Below are 26056 nucleotides of genomic sequence, written 5' to 3' on the forward strand. Positions count from 1 at the left end.
GAGTTTGATAATACCGTATCAAGTAAATGATAAGCTTTGCACCTGAATCAGTTTGCGTAAAAAGTGATCACAGCGTTCAAGCTGCTCCAGTTCTATATATTCATCAGCCTTATGAGCCACTGTAATACTACCGGGACCACATACAACAGTATTGATACCGCTATTCTGAAACTGGCCGCCTTCAGTCGCATAGGCCACTTTGGCTTGTTGTTTATTATCCACTAGTTGAGTAATCAATGCATGCAGCTGCTGATTATTTGCGTCATTTAAAGCAGGTACCTGTACATTATGGGTTAGCTTAATTGATGCTTCCGGTACCACTGCCTGCATAGCGGGTAAAAGGGTCGTTGCAATATATTGCCGAATCGGTTCAGTCAGTTCTTCTACCGTCATATGCGGCAAATTACGATAATCAAATTCAAAGGTACAATAATCCGGCACAATATTAATAGCAGTACCGCCACGAATCAGGCCAGTTGAAACAGTAGCAAACGGCACATCAAAAGCATGATCCAAATCAGCCCGCTGTTGTAATTGCTGAGCCAGCTGGTTGATAAATACAATCAGACGGGCTGCATATTCAATTGCATTCACACCATCAGGCGTGAGCGAAGAGTGAGCATTTTTACCGTGTACTTCACAACAGAAAGTATGGATCCCTTTGTGGGCCACTACCATTTGCATGGATGTAGGTTCACCAACAATACAGGATTGCGGCTGCAAACCTCTTTTTTCCAGCTCAGCCAGCATCACCGGTGCACCGAGACAGCCGACTTCTTCATCAAAAGACAAAGCAATATGTAATGGGACTTTCAGCTTTGTCTTCTGCATGTCCGGAACCGCAGCCAGTACGCTGGCAATAAAACCTTTCATGTCACTACTGCCACGACCATATACGCGACCATCCCGTATATTTGCTGCAAACGGGTCTGATAACCATTTTTGCCCGTCTACCGGCACAACATCAGTATGACCGGAAAGTACTATCCCGCCAGAAGTACTGCCATCAGCAGCCGGGATAGTGACAAACAGATTGGCTTTATCCCCCTTTTCATTATGTGCCAGCCATGGCGACAGTTTACGGCTCTCCAGATAATCGGCTACATAATTAATCAAGGCCAGATTACTCTGACGGCTGGTGGTATCAAAAGCAATCAGCTGACATAACCAGCTAAGTGTATCCACGGCAAATCTCCGGTAAACTCTGGTTAAACCATAGCATATTTTATGCCTTTAGCGTAACCAATACATAAAACAAAATCCTCTTCGACGCTGATAATAGCTACAATAGCTATTTATGGAAAGGTATAACAGATGAAACAGCAATTTGACTTAGCCGGACATCCGCATGTTGCGTTATGTGATCTGCTTAAACTGACCGGGCTGGCAGAAAGTGGCGGCAGAGCCAAACAATTGATTGCCGAAGGTAAAGTACTGCGCAATCAGCAGCCGGAAACCCGTAAAACCGCGAAAATCATTGCCGGAGACAGTATCCGGCTGGGTGACAGTGAAATCAATGTCATTAATAGTGAGTTATGAGCGCACCGGAATTATTAACTCCGCCAGTACCACCGGAAGACTGGGAATGCTGCAATAGTGACTGTGGCGATGCCTGTGTCTGGCAAATTTATTACCGCGAAAAAGCTGCATATGAAGCGATGCAGGCACAGTTGTCCACATCATCTTCTAATAACGAAAAAAGCTCATGAGTATTGATTTACATTGTCATTCCACGGTTTCTGATGGCGCACTGACGCCAGCCGAAGTTGTTCTGCGTGCTTCTGCTAATGGTTGCACATTGCTAGCATTAACAGACCATGACCATACCGGAGGTCTGGCCACCGCGCATGCACAGGCCAAGCAGTCAGGAATCACTTTGATTAATGGGGTGGAAATCTCAGTAAGCTGGCGCGGACGCACTATACATATTGTCGGTCTGAATATATCTCCGGAAGATGAAGTATTACAAACTTTACTCGGACGTCTTCGCAGCGGCCGTTTACAGCGTCTACAGGCCATTGCCGATAAGCTGGCTAAAAAAGGAATTAGTGATGCTTATGAAGGTACACTGGCACTTACTACGAATATAGATATGGTGACACGTACGCATATTGCTGATTTTTTAGTCCAGTCCGGCCATGTAAATAAAAAAGCTGATGCATTTCGCAAATATCTTGGTGACGGTAAATCCTGTAGTGTTAAACATCACTGGGCAGAACTGGCTGAGGTTGTTGCCGCTATCCGGCATGCCGGCGGGATTGCGGTTATTGCGCATCCAATGCGCTATGAGCTGTCTGCTACTGCACGCCGCAATCTGTTCAGTGATTTTAAGGCTTGTGGTGGCGAAGCGATTGAAGTGCATAGTGGGCGTTCTAATCTGAACGATAGACTGAACTATGCCTTACTGGCACAACAATTCGATTTTTTAGCCAGCTGTGGCAGTGATTTTCATCGTGATGGTGATTTTGGTGGTGGCCTGCTCGGCTGCTGTCCTGAACTACCACCTATCTGTAAACCAGTGTGGGATCATTTAGCTGATTAACCGCATTATCTCTGATAGATTTTAAATCAAACAAGGTATTTCAAGTTTGTTTCAGTCATAAACCAATCACAAAATGTTGGATTATAATATGCCAAAATCATATAAAAATTCAGATAATAAGAATTAAACAGTAAATCAAATTTTTATTGCCTGTACAGTAATAGCCAGTATGACCGGGAAAGTAAAATATATACGGAAATCCGCTAAAAAAATAATATTAAAATGTCTATCAATTCTGCTGAAAAACCGTACAGTCTTATTACTTACCAGATATGCGTGCTTACGTCGTTTTTAATGTTAATGAATAATTGGTCTATTACAGATAAATTTATTTAATTTATATATTATTAATAGTGTTGCTTAATAGGCATTATCATTCCAATAAAATGTAAAATATATCCATATATACAATACTTTAATAGCAAATTATCCATAAAATAAAATAAGATTTAAAAAATAAATAAAGTAACATTATTAGACTTACCTTATTTTAAATTTGTGTTTTCCTATCGATTTCTTTTTTAACAAAAAATTATTAATCGCTTTTCTGAACTTATTTAAGTCAATATAAAGGAAATAAAAAATGAGCACTCAGATCTCTGATATTCAATCAGAGGCGTTAAATTTTATCCGCCCCCTGAACAGACTGGAAAGTGGTATGGCAAATTTGCATACTAATTTTTCAGGAACAACACAATTTACTTTAATTCTGGAGGTTGAAGGTAAACTGGAACCGAGCAGAGTAGAACAGGCTTTACAAATTATCCAAAAGCAATATGAGGCGCTAGCCTCCAAAATTCTTCTACAGGAAAGTCAATGGCATCTGGTTAAATCCTCTTTATCTTTTCCCATAATATTCACCGTCATTACCGTACCGGAATTACCCTCAAATGATGTTCGCTGTTTTGATGAATTGCTGGAAAGAGAGGTAAATAATCCGTTAGATATCCATCAGCAATTATGCAGATTGACCATGCTGAGTCAGGATAATTTTAATCGCCACTTACTGATACTGACACTGGCTCACGTCATTGCAGACGCCACAGCCGGTCTGAAGATTTTTTCTGAAATATTACGTCTGTCTGCACAAAATTTTTCTGATAAAACTATTGACCGAAATATATCCCTGGAAAATGCAGGTTTTAGTTCTGCAAATAAGACAGGACACAGTTATTCTGATTATCAACAAGCTGTAAAAATGTGGAGTAATCCTGCCAAAGAAATCCAAACAGCAAGCTATACGGCCATAATTGAAGCAGAAACTGTTGAAAAATTAAGCTCTATAGCGAGCAGACATAATCTGACCATGAATTCATTATTGACTGCCCTGATTCAACAGACCAATACAGATTTTTTTAAGCTGGATTCATTTCCCATATTAACTGCGATTAACTGTCATCCTATACTCAACATAGAAGACAGCTTTACCTGCTTAATTCAGCAGGCAATAACCACCATTTCCGGAGATATTTACACCAGTGCACAGCAAATTAAACAAGATATTCTGGATGCCAAAGCAACAGTTGCAGCAAATAAAATGCTGTCACCGATAACGTTACAAAATCTGCAAAAAGATTTGGTTTTTATATATACCAATAATGGCCGGATTAACAAAATAACCGTACCGCCAAACTTCAAGCTGCATAACTTTCGTACCGGAGCCAATATGAACAGCGGCACTCTGACTGCTACCTTTCATCTGGCTTTTCTTAATGGCTGCCTGATACTTTGCCTTTCTTATTACACCAAAATATTACAACGTAAAATTATCAGCCAGTTGATGGAGAGAATTGCCAGACAGCTAACAAATTTCGCCATAAAAGAGTATTGAGCATTTAAAAATCAATAAATTAAATGCTCAAAATATAGCTGCAATTGCTGCATTTGGCTCGGAAAATCCTTGTTTTAAAGATAATGAGTACGCTATCAGCATTTTATAATAAGGAAACCAAGCATTTCGGGCTGATTTTTATGCTTGCATATCAGTCAGCGCCACTATCGATAGATTAAGTTTGATAGTGGCGCTTTCCGGTTAATAATTTTATTTATACATACAAATATACTATCCATACTGGCATACAAATAAAATTTATTAAAATATCAATATAAATCAGATTCTTATACTCATAATATTTATTCTGCACAGCTTTTCTGGTCTCATATTCAGACTACCAGACTGGCAATTAAGAATCTGACAATTGATTTATTGCTGCAATCCCGTTATGTTAGCCGAATACATGTGCTTATTAATTCAGAGGATAGAGTATGAAATCTCGTGCCGCAGTTGCCTTTGCTCCGGGAGAAGCATTACAAATTGTTGAAGTAGACGTTGCTCCGCCCAAGGCTGGTGAAGTACTGGTAAAGATTACCCATACCGGTGTTTGCCATACTGATGCATTTACTTTGTCGGGCGATGATCCTGAAGGTGTATTTCCGGTTATTCTGGGGCACGAAGGTGCCGGTATTGTGGTAGAAGTTGGTGAAGGCGTCACTTCTGTCAAACCCGGTGATCATGTTATTCCCTTGTATACCGCCGAATGCGGAAAGTGTTTGTTTTGCTGTTCGGGTAAAACCAACCTGTGTACCGCAGTAAGAGCAACACAGGGTAAGGGGCTGATGCCTGACGGTACAACACGTTTTTCCTATCAGGGAAAACCAATTTACCATTATATGGGTTGTTCAACTTTCAGCGAATATACTGTCGTGGCAGAGGTCTCTCTGGCTAAAATCAATCCTGAAGCCAGACATGATCAGGTTTGTCTGCTAGGCTGCGGAGTCACTACCGGTATTGGTGCAGTACACAATACTGCTAAAGTACAGGCAGGTGATACTGTTGCCGTATTCGGGCTGGGTGGTATCGGGCTGGCTGTAGTACAGGGGGCACGACAGGCCGGAGCCGGACGAATTATTGCTGTTGATACCAATCCGGCTAAATTTGCCCTTGCCAGACATTTTGGTGCCACAGAATGTATTAATCCGAACGATTATCAGGAACCTATACAACAGGTAATTATTGGTCTGACTGAATGGGGCGTAGATCATAGTTTTGAGTGTATCGGTAATGTAGAAGTGATGCGTGCTGCTTTGGAATGCGCTCATCGGGGCTGGGGACAAAGCATTATTATCGGTGTCGCCGGTGCCGGTCAGGAAATAGCCACACGCCCTTTTCAGCTGGTTACCGGACGGGTATGGAAAGGATCTGCTTTCGGTGGGGTTAAAGGACGCTCACAACTGCCGCAGATGGTGGAAGAAGCCATGCAGGGTAAAATCGAGTTGACACCATTTATTACTCATACATTGCCGCTGACTGATATTAACCAGGCATTCGAGCTGATGCATACCGGCGAATCAATTCGTACAGTCATTTATTATTAATGATATGCGTATGTGCATACACATTATTAATGTAATTACCTGTATTTCATCATGTTATAAACTCAATACGGATCCTTTAAAATGGCTGAAATTACTCTGCTGACCACCCATAAACTGTTTAACGGCGAACAACGACGTTACCGGCATTACAGTCACTCCAATCAATGTGACATGACATTTTCTGTCTATCTTCCGTCACGTGCCTTACAAGGCTACCGGCTGCCTGTACTGTATTGTCTGAGCGGGCTCACCTGTACTGATGAAAATTTTTCGATGAAAAGTGGTGCACAGCGTTTTGCTGCTGAATGGGGTATTGTTCTGGTTATGCCGGATACCAGTCCGCGCGGTACTGATGTAGCTGATGCAGATGTTCACTATCTGGGACAGGGAGCCGGTTTTTATCTTAATGCTACCCGGCAGCCATGGGCTCAGCATTACCAGATGTATGATTATGTGGTCACAGAACTGCCCGAACTTATCGAAAAACATTTTTCGGTCAACGAACAGCGCAGTTTATGCGGCCACAGTATGGGTGGTCATGGTGCGCTGATGATTGCCCTGAAAAACCCTCAGCGCTACGTTGCTGTATCGGCATTTGCTCCTATCGCCCATCCGGTAGCCGGATCATGGAGTCAGGCAGCATTCTCAACCTATCTGGGAACCAATCAGCAAGACTGGGCTGCATATGACAGTACCGAACTGATCAGCCGGTATCCGTTTTCATTACCAGTTCTTATCGATCAGGGAAGCATGGATGAATACTATCCTGAGCAATTAAATCCACAGGATTTCGTTCAGGCAGCCAAAGCCAAAGGCATTAACATTCGGTATCATCTGCGTGAAAACTATGATCATAGCTATTATTTTGTCAGTACATTTATAGAAAGCCATATCAGCTTTCATGCCGAAGCATTCGGACTATAAATCACCAGACCGGTAAATTAACAGCTAAGCTTCAATCACGGATTCGCGCGCAAACGTTTTTTCGCAGTAATGACAGCATAAACGGGTTTCGCCATGGCTCACCCGAACAGAAAAATGGCTCTTTACCGGTTCTCCATGGCTGGCACAATTGCTGTTCGGACAACGAAACACTTCACTGATACTTTCCGGCAAAGTCAGTGTACGTTTGCGCACTACCCGAAAATTTTCAATATCATTAACTGTAGCCTGCGGCGCGAACAAAGCCAAACGGTTAGCCGCAGCATCATCAAGATACTGACCGGAAATTTTAATAATATCCTTGCTGCCGGTGGATTTACTGCTCAGATTAAACCCTACCGTAACAGCATCACCGGAATGCAGCAATTTAAACTGGCGCAAAATAGTCAGCCCCTGCCCTACCGGGATGTGATCAATCACAGTACCATCTTTTATTGCCTCAACACTCAGTCTGGTCTGATTCATCATTGTTTATCCTTTTGCTACAACTATATCAATATGTTCATTCAGAATCGCCGCCAGAATAGCCTGCCGCGCATACATACCATTATTGGCCTGCTGAAAATAATAAGCATGAATACTGTCATCGACATCTGCATGGATTTCATCCACACGCGGTAAAGGATGCAAAATACGCATATTCGGTTTAGCCTGCCCGAGCATAGCCGCACACAAATTAAAATGACCACTGATTCTGGCAAACTCCTGTTCATCGAACCGCTCACGCTGAATACGCGTCATATACAGAATATCTGCCCAGGCCAATGCTTCTTCGAGACTGCCAGAAGTCCGGTAATGTACGCCATTATCATCCAGCTGCTCACAGATATAAGCAGGCATTGCCAGAGTTGGCGGAGACACAAAAATAAATTCACACCCCCAGCGACTGAGAGCCTGCGCCAGTGAATGTACAGTACGGCCGTATTTCAAATCACCAACTAAAGCAATTTTAAGATTCTGTAAATGCCCCTGCGTTTCATAAATGGTGACTAAATCCAGCAATGTCTGCGACGGGTGCTGATTCGTACCGTCTCCTGCATTGATAACAGGCACCCGGGCAAACTCACTGACTACCCGGGCTGCACCATCTTTCGGATGACGCATTACAATTGCATCTGCATAATTACTGATAATTCTGGCGGTATCAGCAAGCGTTTCTCCCTTCTTGGCACTGGTATTGGCACCATCAGCAAAACCAATAACTTTACCGCCCAGCCGCTGGATAGCAGTTTCAAATGACAAACGGGTTCGTGTAGACGGTTCAAAAAAACACGAACCAATTAAACGTCCGTCTAATAAATCAGCCTGAGGCTGCTGTTTTAACTGTAAAGCGAGCGCCAGCAAAAATTCCAACTGCGCAGTAGATAAATCATTAATAGAAATGAAATGTTGCCGATACAGCGGATTAGCCATAATTTAACCTTCAGCATTTATCAATAGGCACAAAAAAACCCGTCTTCAAACGGGTAAAATCTTACGGAAATTAGCTGTACTGATGTAATACCTGTTCCAGACAATCTTGAACATCTGCTGCCAGTATCTGCATCACGCTATTATTCCCGTAATAATAAATTAATATAAATTATCGCATAAACAGCGCAATGATAAAAGCTGACCAAATTGAGTTACAATCAGCATTTCATTGCCTTTTTTATTTCTGCTTACATTGATTTACCATCAACTGGCACTGAATGTGCCCCTGTATTCACTGCTTACCTATGCCCATACCACAGCCCTGCCCGCCGGTACACGGGTAGCAGTACGCTTCCGCAAACGTCTGGTGGCCGCCATAGTATGGGAAAGTAATGTAGAACCGGAAATTGATATCAGCAAAATACGACCAATAGAATCAGTGCTTTCTGATGAATGGCAATTGCCTGAAGACTGGCGCACATTACTCAGTTTTACTGCCCGCTATTATCACTACCCTCTCGGGCAGGCAGTAATGGCGGCGCTGCCGAAAGGACTGCGTCAGCCTGAAGTCGTGCAACTACCCCTACCGGAAGTGATTTACACGTTAAATGCTCTGGGGCGTGAACAGCCTCCTCCACCGGCACGCTTTCACAAACAAAATGCATTATGGCAACATCTGCAAGCAACATCTGCTACATTACAACAACTTAAGACCATACATTCACAGGCTGCACATTATCTTAATCAGTGGCAGCTACAAGGCTGGATACAGACTACTTCAGTTCCGACCTGCGGCAGCATTCCGGAAAGCCGGCATCAGCTTAATCAGCAACAACTGCTTGCCAGTACAACAGTACAGAATAAATTCGGCCAGTTTGCTCCGTTTCTGTTATATGGCATTACAGGCAGCGGCAAAACAGAAGTTTATTTCGACATCATGGCCAAAATATTGCAGCAGGGCAAACAGGTTTTATTTCTGCTGCCCGAAATCAATCTGACCCCGCAATTGTTGCAGCGTGTGCGCCAGCGATTTCCACATACTATTACTGCTCTGCTGCACAGTCAGACTGCTGCCGGACAACGGACAACTAATTATCTTCAGGCGGCACTCGGACAGGCGGCTTTGATCATTGGCACCCGACTGGCTGTTTTTACTCCCATGCATAATCTGGGATTAATTGTAGTCGATGAAGAACATGATTACTCATTCAAGCAGGAAAGCGAACTGCGTTATCAGGCGCGGGATCTGGCTATGTGGCGTGCGCAGCAGGCAGGATGTCCTATTGTACTGGGCAGTGCCACTCCATCTCTGGAAAGCTGGTATAAAGCCCAGCAAAAAGATTATCAACTACTGCAATTAAGCGAACGCGCCCATATCAGTGCTCAATTACCGCAAATTCATCTGGTAGATATTCGCCGGTTACCACTGGATAATGGTTTGAGCGATATTATCAAACAAAAATTACAGACCAATTTTGCCAATGGTGGCTTAAGTATGGTCTATCTGAACCGTCGCGGCTTTGCTCCGGCTTTATTCTGCGCCGCCTGCGGGCATACTTTCGGCTGCCCTAACTGCTCGGCCAAGATGGTTTTACATCAGCATGCCGGTCAGCTGCGCTGTCATCACTGTGATTTTCACCAGCGTATTCCACATTGTTGCCCGGAATGCGGTAATCAGGATTTAACAGCTGTCGGGCAAGGAACACAACGCATAGAAGAAAACCTGCAATATCTGTTACCCAAGGCACGCATTCTGCGGGTAGACCGCGACAGTACCGCACACCGGCAGGATTGGTATGACATTTACAGTAAAATCATTAACCGGCAGGTAGATATTCTGATCGGCACCCAGATGCTGGCCAAAGGCCATGATTTTCCGCAATTGAATCTGGTTGTTGTTTTAAATGCAGATAACAGTCTTTACAGTGCGGACTTTCGCGCACCAGAACGCTTGTTTGCCGAATTGATGCAAGTAAGCGGCCGTGCTGGCAGAGCAGAATGCAGCGGCGAAGTCTGGGTACAAACCAGACAACCCGAACACAAAGTTTATCAGGCGCTGGCTACACAAAATTATATTACTTTTGCAACAGCAGAACTGACGGAAAGACAGGAACTGGGCATGCCACCTTTCAGCTATATGGCAGCTATTCGTGCTGACGCCAGAACCATGCGTGAAGCACAGGAACTCCTACGACAGGCATTACAGGGTATCGGACAGCAACAGTCTTTACCGTCCAGTGTCAGTATTTTCGGACCAGTACCAATGTTAATGGCACGGCTGGCCGGCTATGAACGGGCACAGGTCTTTCTGGAAAGCCATAACCGGCGCGAATTACATCACAGCATTACAATATGGCAAAGCTGGCTACTGCATCTGGAAAAAACCAGCCCGCACACACGCTGGCTGATTGATGTAGATCCGCTGGAAATGTAATTATGATGCCATTTGAATTATAAGCATACATTCATTTTTATTCCTATCAGTAACAAAAAACTGGTCATCAGCCAGATTGGCAGATGACCAGTAATCAGATTTAATTAATAACTTATTCGCGCCCACGCAGACTATGCCAAACACGTGAAAGTAATGATTTTTGTTTTTTCTGGCGAGTAACTTCATTGCCATCATAACCTACTTGAGATTCCTTAGGGAAAGCACCAAAAGGTTCCACAGCATAATTTTCCAGCTTATAGCCGGCATCCAGAGCTTCCTGATAGTACTGGTCAAACAGCTCAACCAGATCTTTACGCGGATGAGGCAGAATATCACTATCAAACCAATGTTTCTGACCAGCTGCAGACAAACGCGGGATTGAATACTTATGACTAAATTGGGTACCCATATCCGAATAATGCAAAATTTTCATCTGCTCGATCGGCATACCTTCACCATCGACACAATTCCATGCAGCTGTATAAGCCTGTACCCATTCAGGATGCTCTTTAAACTTAGCCATCATTTTCTTATGCGAATCAGGGTCAGCACGCAGCGTAGCCTGTTCCGGCAATTTAGCTTTAGCTTTCGCACAATCCCAGACACAAGTACACAAGCGGGTAAAGCGTTTGCCCTTGGCATGATCATGCACTTCCTTGGCAGCAACAATTGCTTCACCTTCAATAGGATGCTCCCAAAGTTCGGCTAAATCAGCCAGAATAATCATATCTGCATCCATATAAATAGCCCGGCCTTCATAATTGCAGGCAGCAGGAATACCCCAGCGGAAACCTGAAAACGGTGTTGCCCATTTTTCAGTATGCCAGCCGGCACCAGACTGCGGATCAGAGTACCAGGGGCTTTCCGGGTCATGACTTAACTGCATCCAGATAATTTCCACTGGCCGCGATGTATGTTTATGGATGCTGTAATCCACCACCATCATCTGTTCCAGATCACAGTTATTCGGGTCACAACCCACAAAGACCTTAATTACATCGTTGCTCATGCATATACTCCCGATTTGCTTACGTTATAAAGATAATTGTAATCTTACCGCAAAAATACCAGTAAAAATGATAATATTAATCAAGTAATATTTGATATGAAACAAATAATTCCAATTAAATTTATAAATATCAGACCGGTAGATACCTATTATCAGGTATTAATTCGTTTTAATATGGGCAAGTTAACAGATTAGCCGACAATATCTGCCACACTCTTAAAAATATAATAAGACTCAAGTAATTTATCCATATCATAAATATAACTCACAGCCATTACTTCATCCGGCTGTAAGCGCAGGCGATATTCCTCCAGCTGCTGACGAATAGTATCAGGAGCACCCAGTAATGTGCAGGCAGTAAAGTTACGCACATAAGTTTCCTCCTCAGCAGTCCATAAACCGTGCATATGTGGTACAGGTGGCTGTAACGGCGCCCGACTATTGCGAACCAGTCCCAATACCGATTGAAACTGCGTAGTTTGCAGGAAACGAGCCTCTTCATCCGTTGCCGCAGCAACAACATTTAAACACAGCATAAAAAAAGGCTTACTCAGCTGAGCAGAAGGCTGAAAACGTTCCCGGTAAATCGCTGCGGCCTCTTCCAGAAAACGCGGTGCAAAATGTGCAGCAAAAACGTATGGCAACCCCATTTTGGCTGCCAGATAAGCACTATCCGTACTGGAGCCAAGTATATAGAGCGGAATATGTGTACCAATACCCGGATAGGCCTTTACTATTCCCTGACAATTCTCATCACCCAGATAACGCTGCAACTGCACCACATCATCAGCAAACTGTAATGAAACATCATTTAACTGCCGACGCAAAGCTGCAGCTGTTACCCTGTCAGTACCGGGTGCACGCCCCAGTCCCAAATCAAGCCGGTGCGGATAAATGGTTGCTAAAGTGCCATACTGTTCTGCAACCATTAACGGACTGTGATTAGGCAGCATTACTCCGCCGCTGCCTACCCTTATCTTATGAGTATGTGCCAGTGTATGACCAATTAATACCTGAGTGGCAGAGCTGATAACCATCGGCATATTATGATGTTCTGCGATCCAGTAACGCACAAAACCTGACTGTTCAGCAGCCTGTGCCAGACGCAACATATCCTGTATAGCCGCCGCCGCAGTACCTTTATCCCGACGTGGTACCAGATTCAGTATAGAAACAGGAATAGCCATAAATTCCTCACATTGAAGAAAAACAGATATAAATTAAATTCGTCCTATGCGCAGAAAACGAATACTCTGCCCGCGTATAAAAAACCGCTGCATAAATTATACAGCGGCCTATACACAATCATGATACAGGCTTATTCCGGCAGTAACTCAATTTTACTCGGATCTCTTCCCTGCTGTTTGAGTGACACCACAGAGGTAAACAGCATATCGCTAGAAGAATTCAAAACTGTTTCAGCTGAGTCCTGAATTTCACTGATAACGAACCCGATTGCTACCACCTGAGCGGATATAGCCGGATCAATACCAAACATACTGCATGCTACCGGAATCAGTAGCAGCGAACCACCGGGCACACCGGAAGCACCAAGAGCACATACCGTTGCCAGAATACTTAGCAACAATGTCTGAATAAAGCTCACATCCAGACCTAAAGTATGCACAGTAGCCATCGTCATCGTCGTAATCGTGATAGCCGCTCCATTCATACTCATTGTCACACCCAGAGGAATAGACAGCGAATAAATTTCTTCCGGCAATTGCATACGCTGAGCCAGACGGATATTTACCGGAATATTCGCTGCTGAACTACGGGTAAAAAACGCTGTAATTCCACTATAACGCAAACAGGTAAACACCAGCGGATATGGATTTTTACGAAAATTCAAAAATACAATCAGCGGATTAATTACCAGTGCCACAAACACCATCAGACCCAGTAATACACCAATCAGCTCAAGATAATTCTTCAGCTTAGCCAAACCATCACTCGTAAAGTGAGAAGCAACCAAACCAAGTACACCATAAGGAGCAATAGCCACAACAAGGCGAACCACCCAGATAGTGGCATCTGACCAGTTTTTAATCACCGATTTCGTTGCCTCACTACTCTGGCGTAATGCAATACCCAATGCTGTTGACCATGCCAGAATACTCAGAAAATTACCGGTTGCCAGTGCATCAACCGGATTATCCACAAACTTGAGCACAATATTCATAAGAATTTCTGCCACACCTTCCGGCGGTTTTTCAGATATCGGCGGTACATCCATCACCAAATGAAGCGGATATAAAAAACTTACCGTAGAAGCCAGCACTGCAGAAATCAGAACAGTAACAGCATATAACCAGGCTACTGACTTAATACTGGAAACATTATCAAATTTATTATTAACAATAGAAGATATAACTAACACAAAAACCAGTATCGGAGCAGCTGCACGTAAAGCCTGAATAAATACCTTACCCAGAAATTCCAGTTTCACCCCGTACTGCGGTAAAAACGCCGCAATAAACGCGCCGATAATCATACATATCAGCATGCGTACAATCAGATTACTCTTAAATAATACCCATAAAAGCTTCTTCATTCACAATCCTTGGTTATCGCCGGATTCAAACACATTTAAAAACAGATACAAAATATCATCAGAACTGACAATAAATCCGTGAGCAGCAAATTATCTCTCATCAGAAAATCTGTTTTAATCCGTCTTTTCAACACCATTAAACCTTAACAGAAAACCATTTCAGTTTACCTAGCAGATAATAAGTTTAGCATTAAAACGAACACAAACAGCGAATAATCAATAAAACCGCGAAAAACAGTTAAAATCAATCAGCAATTTATTATTCTTATTCAATGGAATCAAACTATACAAAAATCTAAAATGCTATACTCCCACACCAGTAACCGCCCAGACAAAATATGCCATGGACACAGCTTCACAAAACTACATACTATGCATGAAATGGGGGCAAAAATATGATGCTGAATACATCAACCGCCTCTATAACATGGTGCAACGCCACTTAACGCTACCATTTACCATGATTTGCCTGACAGATGATGCTAAAGGCATCAATCCGGCTGTTCAGTGTTATCCGCTGATACCTCTGGATCTGCCTCAGGGTCTGCCTGAACGTGGCTGGAACAAACTGACAACATTCAGTGCAGATTTATACGGTTTACACGGTACAGCTTTATTTCTTGACATAGACATAGTCATAATCGATAACATAGACTGCTTCTTCACACATCCTTCCAGCCGTCAGGACGAAGTATGGATTATTCGTGACTGGAAAAAACCGTGGCGAAAAGTCGGCAATAGCTCAGTATACCGATTTCAGATTGGTGCATTACCAGATTTAATGAACTATTTTCGCGAGCATTTCCAGGCTATCCGTCAGCAATTTCGTCACGAACAGGCATTTTTATCATGGTATGTGCGCGAAAATCATAAACTAAGCTACTGGCCTGAAAACTGGTGTCTGAGCTATAAATATGACGTATTAAAAAAAATGCCTTATGCGCTATGGCAGCCACCGGAAAAGCCGGATTACGGCAAAATTATTATCTTTCACGGCGAAGTTAATCCTCCGGATGCCATCCGAGGAGGCGGAGGAAAATGGTACCGTAAAGTTTTACCGGCTCCATGGTTAAAAAATTATTGGCAATAAAATTACTATTATGAAAATCGTACAAGCACACAGTAAATTCTTCATCATTGGCAATGCTGACGAACACAATTCTATTGCCGGATTAATTCATGAAGACGATATCGTAGTCCGCTTTAACACCCCCAATCCAAACTGTACACTTATGGCCGACTGGGTATTTATTGCCAATGGCTACACACAAATCAGACATCTGAATATTGACCATCAGTTTTTTAAACCTGACACACAAATATTTTTTCGATATACCACAAAAGATATCTGTCTGGGACGATATCAGAATATTCCTTTACATAAACGGATAAAATATATTTGGCGTTTTCCTAAATGGATTAAACACTCTCATCTGGATCAATATCAAATAAACACGATACCTACAGATACTTATCAGCACTGTGCCAATACACTGGGTTTTCGCCAACCAAGCACAGGTTTACTGGCTATTGATTACATTTGTCAGCATTATCCGGAAAAACAAATTTATATACATAATTTCACCAGTGAAGGCTGGACGGGGCATAACTGGGATGATGAAAAAAAACTAATTTATAAGTGGATTACCGAAGGTAAAATAACTGCAATCTGAACAGAAAATATTTACCTGCATGAGAATCGGGCTAAACCTGATTTTAATATCAGTTTAGCCGCCTTGTCCCACATACCAGTACGTACTAATAACGAAACAGTTGCGCAAGTCGATAACTGTTTTTGTGCATATAGCTCTTTAGCCAAAAGCAAAATATCGGCTTTTTCCATTTCCGGAAGATTCATTTTTCTGAGTTTACGACACAACCTGAAATAATAAAGATGAGCTTTATATAATAAATAAGCACAGCACTTTTTATCATCAACCACTTTATCAGCATATTCAGCCTGTGTCAGATAAGCCCTGATACCATATACCTGTTTCAGACTCATTTTCTGCACAATCGAATCCGGCCAGATACGATAATGTACTAAAGTTTGCGGATAATAAAAGTAAGTCTGACATTGATTCAGAATAATCGGAGTATTCGCAATATCTTCATAGGCAGGTATAGTGAAATCACACGAATCTGTTACCAAAGTACGCCGGAAAACTTTATTCCAGAAATAATGTTTACCATCCATAATTGCAAGGCGGTATAACTCACCGTTATTCTGATGCAGCAAAGTATTTGCGGGAGTAACTGATAAATGTTCATGGTATTTAACTTTACCGCTACCATCAAAAAAAACATCATAATCGAACAGTACTACATCCGGATGATACTCACTCAGAATATTCCTTATCTGCCGTACCGCTTGCGGTTCAATCAAATCATCTGAATCAATAAACCAGACATATTCAGCATGACTGGCCTGTAACAGACACTGGCGAACCTGAGTAATACCCAGATTTTTCTTTCCGCACAGTATACGAATATTCACATGCGGATAACTCTGCTGATATTTGCGAATCACACTAAGTGAATTATCCGGTGAACAATCATCATAAAATATAACTTCAGTTAAAGCCTTCAAATCCGAAAATAAAGCATCCAGCAATCCGGAAAGATATGATTCAACATTAAATACAGGAATCAGAATACTTAAATCTACTTTATCTGTACCTGCATAATTATCTTTTACCCCATTCACACAACTATTCCTCAAAATCACTTTTTATTATTGGCACCAGCGTACGTTGCGCACACCGCAGCACAGACAATTGTCTCCATCCCATACGAATTTGTGCTGCCAGCCGACGATATTTAAAGCAAACGTTACTATAAATATTGTTTGCATGAGGTTTCAGATTATTCTCAGGAGTGATAGTAGAAATAAAAGATTCTGTATGCTCCAGACCATAATTAATACACTGATCCAGTTGAATTGCAGCGGCCGGATACACTTGTCTGGCATTCAAATCATATGAACGACACAAAAATGCATCAGCAAGCGCCGGTGCCGAATATTCAGCTCTGTTTAACAGCTTCCGTGCCCCGGAAGGGAATAAAACATAGGCAGCGGCACCCGTCCGATCCTGATATAACCGGCGTAATTCATAACCATCAATTAAATTAAAAGCTTTTTTACTTATCCATTTACGTCGATGGCGCGTTTCCAGATTTACATAATCAACTTCATTTGCCAGAGGAATTAACGCAGCAAGTATATCTGCTGTTTTACGCGATAATAGAGCATCATCTTCAAGAATCAACCAGGGTTTATCGGTATTAAGTACATATCGCCATGCAGCTTTATGGCTTAAAAAACAGGCCACCTCAGCCGGGCGCAATTTACGCTCCCAGCCATTTGCTAATTGTTCATATTGTTCACCTAGAATATCCGAACTATTAACAGCAGACAGGCGCTGCATAGGTATTTGAAAATGAATCAGTTGTTTGCGCTGAAATTCCAATCGCTCAAATGAATGATCCAGATTAATTACTAGAGCAGAAATCATCTGTTTGTATCACCACAAATATTATAATTAATCATCAGATTTTTGCTGAAATAGAACATCCTCAATTTCTCGTATCCGATCCATGCGGCGCTGTACTTTACTTTTCCGTATTGAAAACAGCTTTCCGCTGGTTCTCAGATTTTCATGAACCACACGGGCCGCCTGTAACTGTTCGATATAAACCTGTTGTTTAGGTGCACGCAGATTGTCAGCACGATCAAATATCCAGCAAAAGCCAACAGGCAAATGAAAAACTTTATAACGAGGATTGTCAGATGCCTGATCAGCAGCAATGACAGATTGTAAAACCTCCTGATCCCAGATTTCCGGATGTGCTATACACTGCCGGTTCCATTCGGCTAGCAAGTGTCTTGCAGCCTCAGTATCCTGGAAAAAAAGAGTTGCAGATACTAAATGACCATCTCCTAAATCATAATACACGGCAATATCACAATCCAGACTGGCAAGATATTTTAACGGAGAAACATGAAAAACCGCATCAACATCCACATACAGCATCGGTCCGCTGACTATATCACGTTCACGAAGCAAATAAGCTGCTTTAAACGACGTATTGGCTTCCCACCCGCCCTGACTGGAAATAGTAGTTGTCTTAACCCTGATACCCAAACGTTCAGCAGAAGCACACATACGTCTGGCTTCATGCGAATAAAATTCATCATCTGTATGATAGGCTACAACTGTTACCGCATCCTCTGCTGATGCTTTCATCTCATCAGTAACAACCCGTGCCAGCGGAACCACAACTTTACGATTCTTGGCTCGCCATGCATATTCTCTGCCCAGTTTAACCATTAGTATTATTCTCAGTGATTAACATACATTTATTATAAACGTGTCCATCCATACATTTTCACAACATCAAAATGACGCCGCCAATGCCGCCCCTTAAGAAAAAATCTTTTAATTTTTTGTCCCAAAGTAAGTTTAAAACGCACACGATGAGGAATATCTGAATCCAGATTCTGAAATGCCAGCGGCTCAACCAAAAAAGCCTCTTTTAACCAGCCACCACTATAATGCCAGACCTTATCAATAGGATAAAAGAGATTTTTACTTGCCTGCAGCATATTTTTAGCTCCCTGCAAAGATACAATATAACAACATGCCAACGACGGAGCGATATCACACTCACAGGCAATCATATGATTACAGAGCATATGTAAACGAAAAATTTTCCACCGGACAATAGCTTTACTTTCCATAAAGCGCCATAATCTGCGCCTTACCAATTGCCAGAATCGCGGCCGGACAAACTGTTTCTTCGCAATACAAGAATTAACTGCCGCAACATCAATATCGTAAAAAGGTCTTTTTAAAGTCAGATTTAAAAAATCAAAAGACTGAAAATTTTTTTCATTTGCCAGCAAAGAAACCAGTTCGGGTTTAAGCTGAACATCATCTTCCAAAATCAGAGCATAGGGTATATTTTCATCTACCATTCTCTGCCATACCGTCTGATGGGATAAGGCACAACCAATTTCTCCATTAACGGCCTTACGTTTACATTCCAGTGCAAATCTTTTCTGGTTAAAAAAGGCTTTTTGCTCATCAGTTAAACAATTGCCATCAACTGCATTTACCCTTTCAAAAGCAATATTCAGATTTTCTAGTTGTTGTTTAACAAACATTAATCTATCCGGACGGCGTTCAAGATTAATTAAAAAAGTTTTGAGCATTGATTCGCCCTGCACATACTTTAGTCATAAATTATCTATAAATTATAGCTAAAATATGTCTGCCATTCATAGATAAATCCAGTATCCTGATACACTCACCGGTATAAACTGCTAAAATAGCTACCTGATCTGATAATAGTTACACTATTTCAACTTTACAGCTATCGAGAATACCAGATTTCATAAAATTAAGTTAACAATGTCGCAACCAACTATTATTCTGGCAATGTCAAGCTATAGTGACTTCGCTGCTGCCATTCAAAAGCATTTAGAATACCATAATTTTAAAGTTATCTTTATAAACAGCACTTCAGAGGAATTGAAGAAGCAAGTTGATTCCAGTTTTTATTATCCTAACCTGAAATCGCACCTGATTCATACGGCCCGAAAAATTTTTCTTTCAGATTGTTCATACAAAGCATATCTGAAAGAACAAATGTACAATCAGAAATTACTGGCAAATATTAAAAAGCTATTAGGCAATAGTCATTACGACTATACTTTGGTTATACGCCCAGACTTATTTCCTATAGAGGCCTTACAACTGCTAAAAATTCATACAAAAAACGATTTTGTTGCTTATCAGTGGAATGGAATCAGACGATTTCCTAAAACAAAGCCGACAATAAACTTATTTGATCGTTTTTATGTATTCGATTCTGAAGATCTGCATAATGAGGAATACCAGCAGTACCGGCTAAATGGAATCAGTAATTTCTATTTTGATATGTATCAGCCACAACCTGTATTACATACCGGAACCATTGCCTATTTCGTCGGACTACATGTAGATAGTCGCATTGCCGCTATAGAAGCCTGTGCAAATGCATTAATTAAAAACGGGATAAATCTAGATTTTAATATAAAATTTCGCCCGTCTGAAGCTAGCAAAGCAGAACTATATTCTTGCAGGGAAATTCATTTTATTCCTGAAAATATTACCTTCGATGACAATTTAAAGCATATCAACAATGCAGATATACTCATTGATATCGTTAATCCGGTTCATCATGGTTTATCATTTCGTACATTTGAAGCTTTATATTACCAAAAGAAATTAATTACCAATAACCCACAAATCAAAAATCTTGATTTTTATCATCCGGATAACATTTTTATATGGGAGAATGCAGATGATTTGCAGAAAATTAAGAGCTTTCTGGTCAGACCATTTGTCAACATCAATCCGGATATTATAAAAAAATACAGTTTTGCAAACTGGATAAACAATATTTTAAACAGACAGCCATTCCAGAAAATATCCGTTATATAATTGAAATATTTTCAAAAAACTACTGTGGGGTTAAATTTGTATTTAAAAATACCGACTACAGCACATTCAATTACACCGCATCTGCATCAGTAAAAGATAAACCAACGCAAATTACTCTGCAAAATTGAATATTAAGAGAATTATCGAACAACAAGTTTTATATCATACTGAATATGAGTAAATCTTTTTGCTTTAGATATTAATCGAATTGAATGAAATTAATGCATTTAAATTTAATACCGGATACCATTATTTCTACAATCATGGTATCCGGTTAGCAATCTATTTATAGATTTATTATGAATAAAGTACTGAAAATCTAATATTTCTGCTACTTTTCAACATATAAACCAATAAATAAAAACAATATAGGCAAATTTTAAACACTCTTAAAACTGTTAATTTAATGATTTATCTTCAGCTGAATTGCGGTTTTCACCAAACTGCATCCGATGTAAGAATGCATAGCGTCCATTTTTTGCCAGTAACTCTGCATGCTTACCCTGCTCAACAATTTTCCCCTGATGCATCACCACAATATTATCTGCATTTTCAATAGTCGACAGGCGATGCGCGATCACAATTGTGGTCCGGTTTTTCATTAGTGTCTCCAGTGCAGATTGCACTAATCGTTCAGATTCAGTATCCAAAGCACTAGTTGCCTCATCAAGAATTAAAATAGGCGCATCTTTTAGCAATGCCCGTGCAATTGCCAAACGCTGTCGCTGACCTCCGGACAGCCTCATCCCCTGATCACCCACTTCAGTTTTTAAGCCTTCAGGCATATTACTGATAAATGACCAGGCATTAGCAGCTTTCGCAGCCTGAATAATATCTGCCTCTGTAGCATGCGGAGAACCATAAGCAATATTATTCGCAATAGTATCATTAAATAAAACAACATCCTGACTAACTAATGCCATTTTGGAACGAAGATTTTTCAATTCAAAATCATCAACATTTATACCACCTATACTTACATATCCGCTGGTCGTATCGTAAAATCGCGGAATAAGATTTACAGTAGAAGTTTTACCGCATCCGGACTCCCCTACTAACGCAACCACACTACCCTGTTTAATTGTCAGGTTTAGATGATCTATCGCATTTTTATCCGCATGCAGATAACGCAATGTTACATTCTGAAAAACAATATCTCCAATAGGAGCAGTCAGCTGTTTTTTCCCCTGATTTTTCTCTTCCGGTTCATCCAGAAAGTGAAATACACTATCTGCCGCTATCAGTCCGGCCTGCAAAACACTGGACATATTGGTAATCCGTTTTAACGGATCAAACATCATCAGCATAGCTGACAGAAAAGACATAAAGTCACCTGCAGTAAAGCCCGCATGACTGGCTCTTTTAGCAGCAACATATAAAATAATTGATAACGATGTGGCAATTAACAGCTGTGTTACTGCACTGCCAATAGACGTATACGACTGACGTCTGACAGCAAGACTACGCAGAGCCTTATTGGTTTTTTCCAGACGACTCTGTTCATACTGTTCACCACCATAAATGCGTACAACCCTTGTACCATCAATTGATTCAGACAAAATTTGCATGACCTGGCCAAGATCATTCTGACTTTTAGTAACTAATCGGCGAATACGCTTATTAATAACCCTCACACACCAGGCAATTAATGGAATGGTAACAAAAGTGATCAGTGTTAATTGCCAGTCAAGATAAAACAACCAAATCAGAAGTCCCAAAACAGTCACACCATCTTTGGCAAAGACAGTGATCACATCAAAACCGGCAGCCGTTATTCCTTTAGCGTCATTGGTAATGCGCGACATCATGCGCCCGCGGCTGTTTTCCTGATAATAACTCACAGGTAACATCATCATTTTTGCAAACAGATCACGCTGAATTACCTGGACCATCTGATTAGAAATATAAGCACTGGTATATTCATTTATATAGTTGGCAACCCCACGAAAAATGAACAAACCGATGATTTCAAATGGTACCCATTTCATAGCTTCGATATTTTTGTCAACGAAACCATTATCAATGATCGGCTTTAACAAATAAGCAAAAAGGGGACCTGTCACACCTACGACAACCATTGCCAATACAGAAATAAAAAAATACTTTACCAGCCCGCGCATATACGGAAATAATCTCTTATAAAGATTATGCGGTGAAAAAGCATCAGCCTTTTTACTTTTTTTCATTCGCTTCCCAGAACAATCAAATACAAAACAAAACACAGTGTCGATGAAATTACCTGTCGGTATCTCATCATAAACGGCATAAATCCATTAAATTCAGCAAACTGCCAATCTAAACCTATACCAATTATCAACTTCTAAAATCACATACAACTTGTATTCTATCAAATCGAAAACAATCTGAATAAAATACCTGATAAAAATTCTCTCCAGTACAAAAATCCACTACCAAATCAATGAAATTTAAATCAGTTGAGACAAACTAAGCACTGATCTTACCGAATTTAATTTACATATTGCTAACAAATACAGTTTATTTAAAACAATTTGTTGATAAATATTGTATATATTTTTACTCTAAAAGAATAATCAAAACACATATGATATTTAAATTTGAATTAAAATATAAACTTATTCTGTATATTGATTGGATAAATCCAATTCTTTACATTCAGCAGTTTTAATTGTTATCAACATCTAAATCAGTTTTTATTCATGACTCGTAAAACCATCATATTAGCTATGCCACCAAGCAATGGTATAGTTGAATTAATTGAAAAAAACCTTCAATTTCACGGATATCAAGTTTTACGATTAGATAGTGTACTGAAATTCAAATATAACAGTATTTGGGAACGTGTATATCACTTTCTGCACAAAAATATCACCCAGAGTAAGACATATAAAAAAACTCTACGAGAAAAACAAAGTTTTCATAAAGCAAAACAACTTCTGGCAGATAATCTTTATGACTATGCCTTAGTTATCCGGCCAGATATCTATCCGCCAAAGGTATTGGCTATATTAAAAAAGCATACTAAAAAAAAATTTATTGGCTATCAATGGGATGGACTAAAACGCTTTCCAGTAAAAAATATTATTCATTTATTTGATCGGTTTTTTATTTTTGATCATACCGATTTAAATAACGCTGACTACCAAAACCATCAACTGTACAGTACTACTAATTTCTATTTTGATGTTATAAAGCCGGATTATGTCCAAAATGATAAGTTAGAAGCTTACTATATTGGTGACCATCAGAAAAGTCGCGTTGCCATGATAGAGCAATGTGCCGAAAAACTTGCGGAAAATGGAGTCCGTATTAAATTTATAATACCTACGAGCAAAAAAAGTGATATTAAATGTTATAAATCAAAATATCTTACTTTTGGTAAAAAAAATCGCCTATCTTATCAAGATAACTTAAAAAACGTCTCTACAGCGGATATTCTGGTAGATTTTGTTATTGCAGAACATAACGGTTTATCATTCCGCCATTTTGAAGCACTTTACTACAAAAAAAAATTAATCACCACCAACAAACACATTCAATATTATGATTTTTATCATCCGAATAATATATTCATTTGGGACGATAAAAATTTGGGAGAGATAAATAACTTTCTTATGAAACCATATAGCCCTATAAATCCGGATATAATTGCGAAATACAGTTTTAAAAACTGGATAGAAAATATTTTAGGTATAAATTCATAATTAAAATATATAGACTCATTCAGAATTTAGTCTGAAATTTGTAACACCAGATAAATTTTGCAAGTGACAGTCTTTAAAATTCCGAACGGAAATTAAATACAATAATATTTTAAATAAATATTCTCTTTAATTTTTATTAAAATCAATTATTTAAATGGAATTTAATTTACAATATACATATATGTATCCGAGTTTAAATTTATAAAAAAATAACTTATAGTAACAATATAAAGAACAATAATTTATTTCAACAAAATACGATTCAAACCATTACAAATTGGATTTATAACAATAATGTTTTTGGAATTGGTACTGAATGGATTACTACTTCTGTTGCAACAACAGCTATTTTACAAGTGTGTATTACAGCGAACCGAAATAAACAACAATATTTAGGCGAAATCAATCATTGCACATTAAATGTGCCATAAAACATCATACTATCTCATACCACAGGAAATTCCTGCAGAGAAAAAAGATGTTACACAATTACTCACTTTAGGCGGTTGGCCATGTGGCGTTATAGGACATTGGAAAGCTAATAAGAACAAGATAAAACCTGAAATTTATAGAATAGCAACTAAATTTTTTGATAAATATCCTGAATTAATTAAGAATTATTTGATGAATTAATATAACTATTAACGAAAATCTATACTCAATTAAAAGTTGGTCTGATATACAACTAAACAATATAAAACATAATAATTCAGTAGCAATCATCATGCGGACCAAAAATCGCCCTGTATTATTAGCTCGGGCATTGGAAAGTGTTATTCAACAAAGCTATACAAACTGGCATTTATATCTGGTTAATGACGGAGGTGATACCAGCTCCGTTAATCAATTAATTGATCTGAACTTTATAGATTTAAACCATAAAATTACCGTAATACATAACAATTATTCCTTAGGAATGGAAGCAGCATCTAACTGCGGTCTAAATATTGCTAATGAAGAATATTTAGTCATACACGATGACGCCTAGCACCCTGATTTTTTTTAAAAGAAACTGTTGCCTATCTCAATTCAGAACAACAAGCTGTTGTTGTATTAACAAATTGTATTATCATTAATGAAGAAATTCAGGAAGATAAATCCATTCAACTTGGTACAATGCGATGGCCTAACAGACATGATCAGGTTGATATTACAACTTTAATAAAAAAATAATGTATCTCCTCCGGTATGCTTACTTATTAGAATGAGCGTTGCTAAACAAATTGGTGAATTCAACAAAAACTTACCCGTTTTGGGAGATTGGGATTACATATTACGATTGTTTAAAGCTGGTGAAATAAAAACATTAAATAAGATTTTAGCCTATTATTATCTTAGACCAAATCACAGTAATAATTATGGGAATTCGGTTATCGCAGCAATAGATAGACACCAAAAATATCATGTTGAATTTAGAAATTCTTTTGTTCGTCAATCTATTTTAGAAAATCAGGGAAATTATAGTATTTTACATATACTGTTAAATGATAATATGAAAAATATAACTTATTATCACAAAAAATCGATAAACTAGATCATAAAATCGTCAATATCCAAAGAAATGTTTATTCTTTACGAAGAAAATCATTTCCCTTAAAGAGGCTGGCAGCAAAACT

The 26056-nt window shown here is 39.8% G+C and carries 25 protein-coding genes; 14 read left to right on the forward strand and 11 right to left on the reverse strand.

Annotation, left to right across the window (positions count from 1 at the left end):
* Positions 1–18 precede the first annotated feature (18 nt).
* The gene (argE, locus tag H3V00_RS06910) at positions 19–1185 is read right to left on the reverse strand and encodes an acetylornithine deacetylase (protein WP_198207262.1); all 1167 of its coding nucleotides are present in this window, start codon (positions 1183–1185) and stop codon (positions 19–21) included.
* A gap of 129 nt (positions 1186–1314) precedes the next feature.
* Here argE and H3V00_RS06915 point away from each other — a divergent pair, with 129 nt between their 5' ends.
* The 6 genes from H3V00_RS06915 to fghA all read left to right on the forward strand — a co-directional run bounded on the left by H3V00_RS06915 (position 1315) and on the right by fghA (position 6841).
* Positions 1315–1539, forward strand: coding sequence for an RNA-binding S4 domain-containing protein (locus H3V00_RS06915; protein ID WP_174830728.1), 225 nt, complete (start codon positions 1315–1317; stop codon positions 1537–1539).
* On the forward strand, positions 1536–1709 hold the full coding sequence (locus H3V00_RS06920; RefSeq protein ID WP_078475480.1) for an oxidoreductase-like domain-containing protein: 174 nt from the start codon (positions 1536–1538) through the stop codon (positions 1707–1709). Before H3V00_RS06915 ends, H3V00_RS06920 begins: the two co-directional genes overlap by 4 nt.
* Positions 1706–2542: a PHP domain-containing protein gene (locus H3V00_RS06925; RefSeq protein WP_198207264.1), complete on the forward strand. Its 837-nt coding sequence runs from the start codon at positions 1706–1708 to the stop codon at positions 2540–2542. Before H3V00_RS06920 ends, H3V00_RS06925 begins: the two co-directional genes overlap by 4 nt.
* 583 nt (positions 2543–3125) lie before the next feature.
* Positions 3126–4373, forward strand: a complete 1248-nt coding sequence (locus tag H3V00_RS06930) for a condensation domain-containing protein (protein WP_198207266.1) — start codon at positions 3126–3128, stop codon at positions 4371–4373.
* Positions 4374–4807: 434 nt separating this feature from the next.
* Positions 4808–5917, forward strand: coding sequence for an S-(hydroxymethyl)glutathione dehydrogenase/class III alcohol dehydrogenase (locus H3V00_RS06935; RefSeq protein ID WP_198207268.1), 1110 nt, complete (start codon positions 4808–4810; stop codon positions 5915–5917).
* A 90-nt stretch (positions 5918–6007) separates the two neighbouring features.
* A complete protein-coding gene (fghA, locus tag H3V00_RS06940; protein WP_198207488.1) occupies positions 6008–6841 on the forward strand; it encodes an S-formylglutathione hydrolase in 834 nt (277 codons plus the stop codon).
* Positions 6842–6865: 24 nt separating this feature from the next.
* Here the strand turns inward: fghA and pyrI are convergent, their stop codons facing one another.
* Positions 6866–7324 carry an aspartate carbamoyltransferase regulatory subunit gene (pyrI, locus tag H3V00_RS06945; RefSeq protein WP_025331648.1) on the reverse strand — a complete coding sequence of 153 codons (459 nt, stop codon included), beginning with the start codon at positions 7322–7324 and terminating at the stop codon, positions 6866–6868.
* Between the two features lie 6 nt (positions 7325–7330).
* Positions 7331–8272 (reverse strand): aspartate carbamoyltransferase, encoded by a 942-nt coding sequence (gene pyrB, locus H3V00_RS06950; protein ID WP_084554665.1) that lies wholly within the window; start codon positions 8270–8272, stop codon positions 7331–7333.
* A gap of 253 nt (positions 8273–8525) precedes the next feature.
* On the opposite strand from pyrB, the gene H3V00_RS06955 reads away from it, so the two are divergent.
* Entirely contained in the window at positions 8526–10706 is a 2181-nt protein-coding gene (locus H3V00_RS06955) for a primosomal protein N' (protein WP_198207490.1), read from the forward strand.
* A 112-nt stretch (positions 10707–10818) separates the two neighbouring features.
* Here the strand turns inward: H3V00_RS06955 and H3V00_RS06960 are convergent, their stop codons facing one another.
* The 3 genes from H3V00_RS06960 to sstT form a co-directional block, all read right to left on the reverse strand.
* On the reverse strand, positions 10819–11715 hold the full coding sequence (locus tag H3V00_RS06960; protein WP_198207270.1) for a glycosyl transferase: 897 nt from the start codon (positions 11713–11715) through the stop codon (positions 10819–10821).
* 191 nt (positions 11716–11906) lie between these two features.
* On the reverse strand, positions 11907–12902 hold the full coding sequence (locus tag H3V00_RS06965; protein ID WP_232335955.1) for an LLM class flavin-dependent oxidoreductase: 996 nt from the start codon (positions 12900–12902) through the stop codon (positions 11907–11909).
* 131 nt (positions 12903–13033) lie between these two features.
* Positions 13034–14269, reverse strand: coding sequence for a serine/threonine transporter SstT (gene sstT, locus H3V00_RS06970; RefSeq protein ID WP_025331653.1), 1236 nt, complete (start codon positions 14267–14269; stop codon positions 13034–13036).
* Between the two features lie 343 nt (positions 14270–14612).
* Between sstT and H3V00_RS06975 the strand changes: the two genes are divergently transcribed.
* Together H3V00_RS06975 and H3V00_RS06980 are read left to right on the forward strand one after the other, a co-directional pair.
* The gene (locus H3V00_RS06975; RefSeq protein WP_198207272.1) at positions 14613–15359 is read left to right on the forward strand and encodes a hypothetical protein; all 747 of its coding nucleotides are present in this window, start codon (positions 14613–14615) and stop codon (positions 15357–15359) included.
* A 10-nt stretch (positions 15360–15369) separates the two neighbouring features.
* Positions 15370–15942: a hypothetical protein gene (locus H3V00_RS06980; protein WP_198207274.1), complete on the forward strand. Its 573-nt coding sequence runs from the start codon at positions 15370–15372 to the stop codon at positions 15940–15942.
* 11 nt (positions 15943–15953) lie between these two features.
* Here H3V00_RS06980 and H3V00_RS06985 read toward each other — a convergent pair whose 3' ends face one another.
* Genes H3V00_RS06985 through H3V00_RS07000 form a run of 4 tightly spaced genes read right to left on the reverse strand, consistent with a single transcriptional unit; the run spans position 15954 to position 19484 of the window.
* Positions 15954–16976, reverse strand: a complete 1023-nt coding sequence (locus H3V00_RS06985; protein ID WP_172397553.1) for a glycosyltransferase family 2 protein — start codon at positions 16974–16976, stop codon at positions 15954–15956.
* Between the two features lie 4 nt (positions 16977–16980).
* A complete protein-coding gene (locus tag H3V00_RS06990; protein WP_198207276.1) occupies positions 16981–17784 on the reverse strand; it encodes a glycosyltransferase family 25 protein in 804 nt (267 codons plus the stop codon).
* Positions 17785–17811: 27 nt separating this feature from the next.
* The gene (locus H3V00_RS06995; RefSeq protein WP_198207278.1) at positions 17812–18600 is read right to left on the reverse strand and encodes a putative nucleotide-diphospho-sugar transferase; all 789 of its coding nucleotides are present in this window, start codon (positions 18598–18600) and stop codon (positions 17812–17814) included.
* Between the two features lie 32 nt (positions 18601–18632).
* The gene (locus H3V00_RS07000) at positions 18633–19484 is read right to left on the reverse strand and encodes a glycosyltransferase family 25 protein (RefSeq protein WP_198207280.1); all 852 of its coding nucleotides are present in this window, start codon (positions 19482–19484) and stop codon (positions 18633–18635) included.
* 436 nt (positions 19485–19920) lie between these two features.
* Between H3V00_RS07000 and H3V00_RS07005 the strand changes: the two genes are divergently transcribed.
* Positions 19921–20757 carry a hypothetical protein gene (locus H3V00_RS07005; RefSeq protein WP_198207282.1) on the forward strand — a complete coding sequence of 279 codons (837 nt, stop codon included), beginning with the start codon at positions 19921–19923 and terminating at the stop codon, positions 20755–20757.
* A gap of 398 nt (positions 20758–21155) precedes the next feature.
* On the opposite strand, the gene msbA is transcribed toward H3V00_RS07005, so the two are convergent.
* Entirely contained in the window at positions 21156–22943 is a 1788-nt protein-coding gene (gene msbA, locus H3V00_RS07010; RefSeq protein WP_198207284.1) for a lipid A export permease/ATP-binding protein MsbA, read from the reverse strand.
* Between the two features lie 492 nt (positions 22944–23435).
* On the opposite strand from msbA, the gene H3V00_RS07015 reads away from it, so the two are divergent.
* From H3V00_RS07015 to H3V00_RS07030, 4 genes are all read left to right on the forward strand, one after another.
* Positions 23436–24440: a hypothetical protein gene (locus H3V00_RS07015; protein WP_198207286.1), complete on the forward strand. Its 1005-nt coding sequence runs from the start codon at positions 23436–23438 to the stop codon at positions 24438–24440.
* Between the two features lie 420 nt (positions 24441–24860).
* Positions 24861–25073, forward strand: coding sequence for a hypothetical protein (locus H3V00_RS07020; RefSeq protein ID WP_025331663.1), 213 nt, complete (start codon positions 24861–24863; stop codon positions 25071–25073).
* A 91-nt stretch (positions 25074–25164) separates the two neighbouring features.
* Complete coding sequence (locus tag H3V00_RS07025) at positions 25165–25428, forward strand: glycosyltransferase (RefSeq protein ID WP_025331664.1); 264 nt, start codon at positions 25165–25167, stop codon at positions 25426–25428.
* A gap of 216 nt (positions 25429–25644) precedes the next feature.
* On the forward strand, positions 25645–25974 hold the full coding sequence (locus H3V00_RS07030) for a hypothetical protein (RefSeq protein WP_025331665.1): 330 nt from the start codon (positions 25645–25647) through the stop codon (positions 25972–25974).
* Positions 25975–26056: the final 82 nt, after the last annotated feature.

Origin of the sequence: Snodgrassella sp. W6238H11 (genome assembly GCF_016100525.1) — a bacterium.
GTDB lineage: Bacteria > Pseudomonadota > Gammaproteobacteria > Burkholderiales > Neisseriaceae > Snodgrassella > Snodgrassella alvi.

Excerpts from the sequence above, each read along its gene's own strand:
- H3V00_RS06915 (WP_174830728.1), top strand. The coding sequence starts at position 1,315 with ATGAAACAGCAATTTGACTTAGCCGGACATCCGCATGTTGCGTTATGT.
- H3V00_RS06920 (WP_078475480.1), top strand. The coding sequence starts at position 1,536 with ATGAGCGCACCGGAATTATTAACTCCGCCAGTACCACCGGAAGACTGG.
- H3V00_RS06925 (WP_198207264.1), top strand. The coding sequence starts at position 1,706 with ATGAGTATTGATTTACATTGTCATTCCACGGTTTCTGATGGCGCACTG.
- H3V00_RS06930 (WP_198207266.1), top strand. The coding sequence starts at position 3,126 with ATGAGCACTCAGATCTCTGATATTCAATCAGAGGCGTTAAATTTTATC.
- H3V00_RS06935 (WP_198207268.1), top strand. The coding sequence starts at position 4,808 with ATGAAATCTCGTGCCGCAGTTGCCTTTGCTCCGGGAGAAGCATTACAA.
- pyrI (WP_025331648.1), bottom strand. The coding sequence starts at position 7,324 with ATGAATCAGACCAGACTGAGTGTTGAGGCAATAAAAGATGGTACTGTG.
- pyrB (WP_084554665.1), bottom strand. The coding sequence starts at position 8,272 with ATGGCTAATCCGCTGTATCGGCAACATTTCATTTCTATTAATGATTTA.
- H3V00_RS06960 (WP_198207270.1), bottom strand. The coding sequence starts at position 11,715 with ATGAGCAACGATGTAATTAAGGTCTTTGTGGGTTGTGACCCGAATAAC.
- H3V00_RS06965 (WP_232335955.1), bottom strand. The coding sequence starts at position 12,902 with ATGGCTATTCCTGTTTCTATACTGAATCTGGTACCACGTCGGGATAAA.
- sstT (WP_025331653.1), bottom strand. The coding sequence starts at position 14,269 with ATGAAGAAGCTTTTATGGGTATTATTTAAGAGTAATCTGATTGTACGC.
- H3V00_RS06975 (WP_198207272.1), top strand. The coding sequence starts at position 14,613 with ATGGACACAGCTTCACAAAACTACATACTATGCATGAAATGGGGGCAA.
- H3V00_RS06980 (WP_198207274.1), top strand. The coding sequence starts at position 15,370 with ATGAAAATCGTACAAGCACACAGTAAATTCTTCATCATTGGCAATGCT.
- H3V00_RS06990 (WP_198207276.1), bottom strand. The coding sequence starts at position 17,784 with ATGATTTCTGCTCTAGTAATTAATCTGGATCATTCATTTGAGCGATTG.
- H3V00_RS06995 (WP_198207278.1), bottom strand. The coding sequence starts at position 18,600 with ATGGTTAAACTGGGCAGAGAATATGCATGGCGAGCCAAGAATCGTAAA.
- H3V00_RS07000 (WP_198207280.1), bottom strand. The coding sequence starts at position 19,484 with ATGCTCAAAACTTTTTTAATTAATCTTGAACGCCGTCCGGATAGATTA.
- H3V00_RS07005 (WP_198207282.1), top strand. The coding sequence starts at position 19,921 with ATGTACAATCAGAAATTACTGGCAAATATTAAAAAGCTATTAGGCAAT.
- msbA (WP_198207284.1), bottom strand. The coding sequence starts at position 22,943 with ATGAAAAAAAGTAAAAAGGCTGATGCTTTTTCACCGCATAATCTTTAT.
- H3V00_RS07015 (WP_198207286.1), top strand. The coding sequence starts at position 23,436 with ATGACTCGTAAAACCATCATATTAGCTATGCCACCAAGCAATGGTATA.
- H3V00_RS07020 (WP_025331663.1), top strand. The coding sequence starts at position 24,861 with ATGTGCCATAAAACATCATACTATCTCATACCACAGGAAATTCCTGCA.
- H3V00_RS07025 (WP_025331664.1), top strand. The coding sequence starts at position 25,165 with ATGCGGACCAAAAATCGCCCTGTATTATTAGCTCGGGCATTGGAAAGT.
- H3V00_RS07030 (WP_025331665.1), top strand. The coding sequence starts at position 25,645 with ATGAGCGTTGCTAAACAAATTGGTGAATTCAACAAAAACTTACCCGTT.